The organism is Paraburkholderia diazotrophica (genome assembly GCF_038900755.1).
Classification (GTDB): domain Bacteria; phylum Pseudomonadota; class Gammaproteobacteria; order Burkholderiales; family Burkholderiaceae; genus Paraburkholderia; species Paraburkholderia diazotrophica_A.
In genome coordinates this window covers 108,823-115,337 of record NZ_JBBPEN010000016.1, presented here as the reverse complement: position 1 = coordinate 115,337, position 6,515 = coordinate 108,823, and the positions used below count along the sequence as shown (strand labels likewise).

At 63.1% G+C, this 6,515-nt stretch carries 6 protein-coding genes; 5 read left to right on the top strand and 1 reads right to left on the bottom strand.

Going from position 1 to position 6,515, the window contains the following annotated elements; translation table 11 throughout:
- Positions 1–431: 431 nt before the first annotated feature.
- Positions 432–1,172 carry a glycine zipper 2TM domain-containing protein gene (locus AABE10_RS32330; protein WP_342937168.1) on the bottom strand — a complete coding sequence of 247 codons (741 nt, stop codon included), beginning with the start codon at positions 1,170–1,172 and terminating at the stop codon, positions 432–434.
- A 283-nt stretch (positions 1,173–1,455) separates the two neighbouring features.
- Here AABE10_RS32330 and AABE10_RS32325 point away from each other — a divergent pair, with 283 nt between their 5' ends.
- The 5 genes from AABE10_RS32325 (at position 1,456) to AABE10_RS32305 (ending at position 6,453) form a co-directional block, all read left to right on the top strand.
- Entirely contained in the window at positions 1,456–1,857 is a 402-nt protein-coding gene (locus AABE10_RS32325) for a DnaJ family domain-containing protein (RefSeq protein ID WP_342937176.1), read from the top strand.
- Positions 1,858–1,982: 125 nt separating this feature from the next.
- Complete coding sequence (gene tadA, locus AABE10_RS32320) at positions 1,983–2,549, top strand: tRNA adenosine(34) deaminase TadA (protein ID WP_342937175.1); 567 nt, start codon at positions 1,983–1,985, stop codon at positions 2,547–2,549.
- 34 nt (positions 2,550–2,583) lie between these two features.
- Positions 2,584–3,510 carry a muramoyltetrapeptide carboxypeptidase gene (gene ldcA / locus AABE10_RS32315; RefSeq protein WP_342937167.1) on the top strand — a complete coding sequence of 309 codons (927 nt, stop codon included), beginning with the start codon at positions 2,584–2,586 and terminating at the stop codon, positions 3,508–3,510.
- A gap of 349 nt (positions 3,511–3,859) precedes the next feature.
- The gene (locus AABE10_RS32310; protein ID WP_342937166.1) at positions 3,860–4,576 is read left to right on the top strand and encodes a GntR family transcriptional regulator; all 717 of its coding nucleotides are present in this window, start codon (positions 3,860–3,862) and stop codon (positions 4,574–4,576) included.
- Positions 4,577–4,956: 380 nt separating this feature from the next.
- Entirely contained in the window at positions 4,957–6,453 is a 1,497-nt protein-coding gene (locus tag AABE10_RS32305) for an NCS1 family nucleobase:cation symporter-1 (protein WP_342937165.1), read from the top strand.
- The last annotated feature ends 62 nt before the right edge of the window (positions 6,454–6,515 follow it).

Sequence of the window (6,515 nt, the reverse complement as noted above, 5' to 3'; positions counted from 1 at the left end):
GGCCCGCCTTCGTTCTGACTCCAGGTCAGCATCAACAGGAAGGGGCCCGCGTGGGCCCCTTAATTGTTGACGGATTCGCTCAAGCTCCTGTCGTCATTTATGCGCGCTTTTAGACCGCCAACAACAAGGGTGCTGGCCGCTGACAGGCAGTGGTCTCTGAGCCTTTCCGCAACAGTGCCGGAAGCCGATTTTCAAACACGTGAAGATTGCCGATTGCGCTCTGCTCAAGCCAGAAAAAAACGACGTTCGCGAAGCTGCTGCTTGCTGTCGGCACGGTTCGCGATCTGCTACGAACCGCGGACAGTGCCCGACGCCGGATTGCGGCCCGGAAATTAAGTTCGCGTGGCGCGCCAGCACGATAGTGCATGCGTTGCATGCGCATCGCGCGAGTCCGACGTCAGTCGTACGCGCGACGTCAATCGACCAGTGAATCAGTAGCGATCGAGCCGGTTGCCCGCGATGCGCACGCGGTCGCCCGGATGCAGGTCGCCGGGCGTGCTGACATCGAAAGCGCGCGTTGAACCGTCGTTCAGTTGCACGGAAACCCGGTAGCCGCCCGGCGACGATGCCCCGGCCTGCTGTCCAAGCTGATTGCCCGCGACAGCGCCGCCCAGCACGCCGATCGCCGTCGCGGCATCGCGGCCATGACCGTGGCCGAACTGGTTGCCGATCACGCCGCCCACGACGGCGCCGATCACCGTGCCCGCGACGCCGCCCGCCGTCACGGCCCCCGGATTGGCCAGCGGCTGGATCGACGAAACGACGCCGTACTGCTCGCCGTATCCATAGCCCTGCTGCGGCTGCTGATAGCTCTGGTTCTGGCCGTCCTGCCAGCCGGACTGATCGTCCGCAGGCTGTTGTTGATATTGCGGCTGCTGCGCGTAGGGCTGCTGATACTGCGGCGGCTGCGCGTAACCGGGCTGCGCATAGGCAGGTTGCGCATAGCCGGGCTGCGCATAGGCAGGTTGCGCATAGCCGGGCTGCGCAGGCTGCGAGTACGCCGGTTGGGCGTAGGCCGGTTGTCCATACGCCGGTTGTGCGGCGTACGACGAACCGTAAGCGGAACCATAGGGCGCATTGCCGGGAACGACGCAGCCGGCAAGCGGCAGCGTTACGCAGAGCGCGATCAGCGATGTTCGGACGAAAGGGCGAGCAAAACGGGAGTGGGTCATGTTGCGTGATTGTCGTGGCGCCACCAGCTGTGGACGGCGACGAGTATAGGGAAGCGCGCGTCGTTATTGACGCGCGCCCTGCGTAACAGTGTGTAAATTGCGCGTCGTAGAAAAACGGCCTGCCGATCGCGGCATACGAGCACGAAGATCGACGGCCGTATCCCGATGCAGAACGCCATTCCCTACGACATTTCTTAAGACCTGATTGCACACTCTAGGCGTCTGACAAATGCATTTCGCCGGTCCTGATAAAATGCCCGGGCCGCAACGTAGTGGATTGCAAATGAAATTGCTTGATGCACTTGTCGAACAACGGATTGCCGCCGCGGCTGCGCGCGGCGAGTTCGACGATTTGCCGGGAGCCGGCGCGCCCCAGATGCTCGACGACGACGCACTGGTGCCTGAAGAAGTTCGAGTCGCGAATCGCATTCTGAAGAATGCGGGCTTTGTGCCGCCGGCCGTCGAACAGTTGCGGGCGCTGCGCGACCTGCAGAACGAACTCGATGCCGTCAGCGACCGGTCGACCCGCTGCCGGCTGCAGGCAAAGATGCTGGCGCTCGACATGGCGCTCGAATCGTTGCGCGGGGGGCCGCTCGTGATGCCGCGCGAGTACTGCCGCCGGATCGCCGAGCGTCTTTCTGAGCGCGCCGCCGATGACCCGGCCGCCGAGGCGGGGCCGGCGTGAGCATCGACGGCGATCCTTCCGCGTCGCAAGCCGATTTGCCCGCCGGTTCGCCGGTCCAGCCGGCTGCCGATCAGACGGGCGCGCGGCCGCCGCTTGCCGTGCCTGTGACAGCCGCTCGGAACGCTTTGAGCACTTCGAATGCCGAAGCAGCCGTTCGCGCAGAACGCACCGATATCTCCGAACGCGATCTCCACTTCATGGGGCTCGCGCAGGCCGCCGCCGACGAAGCGCGCGCCGCGGGCGAAGTCCCCGTCGGCGCGGTGCTCGTGCGCGGCGACGACGTGATCGCGAAGGGCTTCAATCACCCGATCAGCGGACACGATCCTTCCGCGCACGCCGAAATGGCCGCGCTGCGCGCCGCCGCGCAAATGCTCGGCAACTACCGGCTGCCGGGCTGCGAGCTCTACGTGACGCTCGAACCCTGCCTGATGTGCGCGGGCGCGATCATGCACGCACGCATCGCGCGGGTCGTGTTCGGCGCGCGCGACCCGAAAACGGGCGCATGCGGCAGCGTCGTCGATGCGTTTGCGAATCCCCAACTGAACCATCACACGAACGTGATCGGCGGCGTGCTCGAAGACGAATGCGGTGATGCGTTGCGCTCGTTCTTCGCGGATCGCCGGCGCGCCGCGCGGGAAAAGCGCGCCGCCGCCGCGTGCCACGGCGAACCCGACGCGTCCGAACCACTCTAAGACACAAATTCCGTCAACAGAACGACAGGCTGATATGGCCACGCATCGCACCATCGAACTGATCGCGCCTTCGGGCTATCCGCACGATCCGGGCGCAATTCATCTCGCGCTGAAACGGTTGCGCGCGCAAGGGCACCACGTCGAGAACATCGGCGCGACGCAGCGGCGTTACCAGCGCTTTGCAGGCACCGACGGCGAACGCGCAGCAGAGCTGAACCGGCTGGCGGACCCATCGCGCGAGCTGCCCGACATCGTGCTCGCCGTGCGCGGCGGCTACGGGGCAGTGCGCATTCTGCACGGACTCGACTACGCGGGCCTGCAACGCCGCTTGCGTGACCAGCCGATCGCGTTCGTGGGTCACAGCGATTTCACCGCGCTCCAGATGGCGCTACTGTCGCAGGCGGGCGTGACGACGTTCGGCGGCCCGATGCTCGCGGTCGATTTCGGCGCGGAAAACGTCAGCGACTTCACGATGACGCACTTCTGGCGCGCGCTGACTTCGGATACCTACACGATTTCGAGCACAGTCCCGCAAGCGCGTGCCGTCGACGTCAAGGGCACGCTGTGGGGCGGCAATCTGGCTGTGCTGGCGTCGCTGGTCGGCTCGCCGTATATGCCGCCTGTCGAGAGCGGCATTCTGTTCATCGAGGATGTCAACGAGCAGCCGTTCCGGATCGAGCGCCTGATCTATCAACTGCATCTCGCGGGCATCCTCGAGCGGCAGCAGGCGCTCGTGTTCGGCGACTTTTCGGGCGGCAAGCCGTTCGACTACGACAACGGCTACGACCTTCACGCGATGATCGAGCAGGTGAGGTCGGTGGTCGGCATTCCCGTCGTGACGGGCCTTCAGTTCGGCCATATCCCCGACATGGTGACGCTGCCCGTCGGCGCACAGGCGCATCTCGTCGCGGGCGCTCATGGATTCAAGCTGACGGTGTCCGGACATCCCGTGCTCGGATAACGGACGTAGGGGACGCTGGGGCGGGCAACGCCTCGCATTGCGTCGGAGAAAAGGCGAGGCGACTCGCCTTCGTTTTGACCGCCATGCGCAACTAACGGTCAATTTTCTTTCCGCCTCCGCCAATTGCCGCTGCCCTGGTCGCCGCAAGTTTTGTTGACAAAACGTTCGTCAGACGAGGATGCCGCTGGTCGAAGCACTTGGTCGCCCACGCGCACAGAAAGGCCGCCAGAGAGCGTTTAGATAGTTTTCGGCTGGTCAGTCCAAACTGAAATTGTCGAAAATCGGTGCCTTAAATTGTTGACAATTTTTATGTCCGTCCTAAGATGGATCCCATAACAGCACCCTCATCATGTCAGAGACATCTAACGTCGCCGCCAGCAGCATGAAACCCGAAGCGATCGCCGAGCGCATTCGCGCCGCGATCCTCGAGCATAGACTTGCGCCCGGCGCGAAATTGACGGAAGCCCAGTTGTGCGACGTGTTCGGCGTCAAGCGCGGACCGATCCGGCAGGCGCTGGCCCAGTTGGCCACCGACCGGCTCGTCGATCTGGAGCCGAACCGCGGCGCGTTTGTCGCCAGTCCGTCGCTGCAGGAAGTGCATGAAGTGTTCGAGATGCGCCGGATCATCGAGCTGGCCGTCGTCGACAAGATTTGCGCGGGCCAAGGCTCACGGCGGTTGAAGAGCATTGGCGGGATGATCGCCCGCGAGCGCAGGGCGTTCGAGTCGCGCGACTTCCCGGCGTGGATCAGGCTCTCCGGCGAGTTTCATACCGAGCTTGCATCGCTGACGGGCAACACCGTGCTATGCGACTGCTTGAACGGCCTGGTCGCGCGTTCGACGTTGATTTCGGCGCTGTACGAATCGCTCGGCCGCAGCCCCTGTTCGTTTGAAGATCACGAAGCGATTCTCGCGGCGATCGACGCGGGCGATGCGAAGACAGCGGGCGCGCTGATGTCGCGCCATCTGCAGAGCGTCGAGTTGAAGATGCTGGACCGGCCGGCAGGCGGCGGAACCGATCTGCATGAAGTATTCGGCATGCGTGCGCCCAAGTTGGTTGTCGGCTGAATCAGAGTGCTTGCGTGAGATCCGCCCGCGCTCGCAGGCGGTGCGCGCTGCACTGAAGTGAACTGTGTTTGATCACCAAGTCGGCGGACAGGCCGACCGGGACATGAACCGATACGAGCCGCACCCGGTGCGTATCGAGACTGATAGACCGTAAGGCATGAGCGCTCATCAAGCGGCCATGCCGACGCGGCAAAGCCTTGCAGGCATTCGCGGAAAGCCTGCCGGGCCATCAAAACAAGTACGTAAGTACGGAGACACCCGCGGCAACGTGCAGGCGCTGTGCATTGGCACGACCCCACATGGTAGGCCGGTCGCATGCCTGGCATGCACGATGCAATGCTCGTCGATTCCCGTCGACGTTCCCATCTTAGGAGGAATCCATGGCTCAGTTCAGTGCAGCACCGGATAGTTCGACCATCCCCGATTACGAGAGCGGCGCGCAAAGCGGTCATTCGCTTCCAGCGGGCTACAGCGAGCGTCTGTACAACGAAGACCTCGCGCCGTTGAAGCATCAGACGTGGGGCGCCTATAACATCTTCGCGTTCTGGATGTCGGACGTGCACAGCGTCGGCGGCTATGTGTTCGCGGGCAGCCTGTTCGCGCTGGGCCTCACGAGCTGGCAGGTGCTGATCGCGCTGCTCGTCGGCATCACGATCGTGAACCTGTTGTGCAACATGATCGCGAAGCCGAGCCAGCTGAACGGCGTGCCGTATCCCGTTGCGTGCCGCGCGACGTTTGGTGTGCTGGGCGCGAACGTTCCTGCCGTGATTCGCGGTCTCATCGCCGTCGCGTGGTACGGCATCCAGACGTATCTTGCATCGAGCGCGCTCGTCATCGTCGTGCTCAAGTTCTTTCCGCAGCTTCTGCCATACGCGGATGTGCATCGGCACGGTTTCATGGGACTGTCGACGGTCGGCTGGGCCGGCTTCATGTTGCTGTGGGTGCTGCAGGCATTCGTGTTCTGGAACGGCATGGAGACGATCAAGAAGTTCATCGACTTCGCCGGCCCGGCCGTGTATGTCGTGATGTTCATCCTGGCCGGTTACATGGTGTGGCGCGCAGGCTGGCAAAACATCGGCATCAACCTCGGCGGCGTGAAGTATCACGGAATGGAAGTGATCCCCGTGATGATCACGGCGATCTCGCTGGTGGTGTCGTACTTCTCGGGCCCGATGCTGAACTTCGGCGACTTCTCGCGCTACGGCAAGAGCTTTCGCAGCGTCAAGCGCGGCAATTTCTGGGGCCTGCCTGTCAACTTCCTTGCGTTCTCGCTGGTGACGGTCATCACGACGGCCGCGACGCTGCCCGTGTTCGGCGAGCTCATCACCGATCCCGTCGAAACGGTGGGCCGCATCGACTATCCGACGGCTGTGATTCTCGGTGCACTGACGTTCACCATCGCGACGATCGGCATCAACATCGTCGCCAACTTCGTATCGCCTGCATTCGACTTCTCGAACGTCGCGCCGAAGCTCATCAGCTGGCGTGCAGGCGGCATGCTCGCTGCCGTCGCGTCGATCTTCATCACGCCGTGGAACCTGTTCAACAACCCGGCCGTGATCCACTACACGCTCGACGTGCTGGGCAGCTTCATCGGACCGTTGTACGGCATCCTGATCGTCGACTTCTTCCTCGTGAAGCGTCAGAAGATCGTGCTCGACGATCTGTACACGGTGTCCGAGAAGGGCGCGTACTGGTATCACAAGGGCGTGAACTATCGTGCAGTGGCCGCGCTGCTCCCGGCTGCACTGATCGCGGTGATCTGCGTGATGGTGCCGTCGCTGGACGGTCTGGCGAACTTCTCGTGGTTCATCGGCGCGGGACTCGGTGCAGTGTTCTATGGTGTGCTTGCCCGTAAGCTGCAACGCGGTGCATGAACGCACATGACAGTTCATCAAAAGGATGCAATGCAATCATCTGCATGGGACCGGAGTAAGAA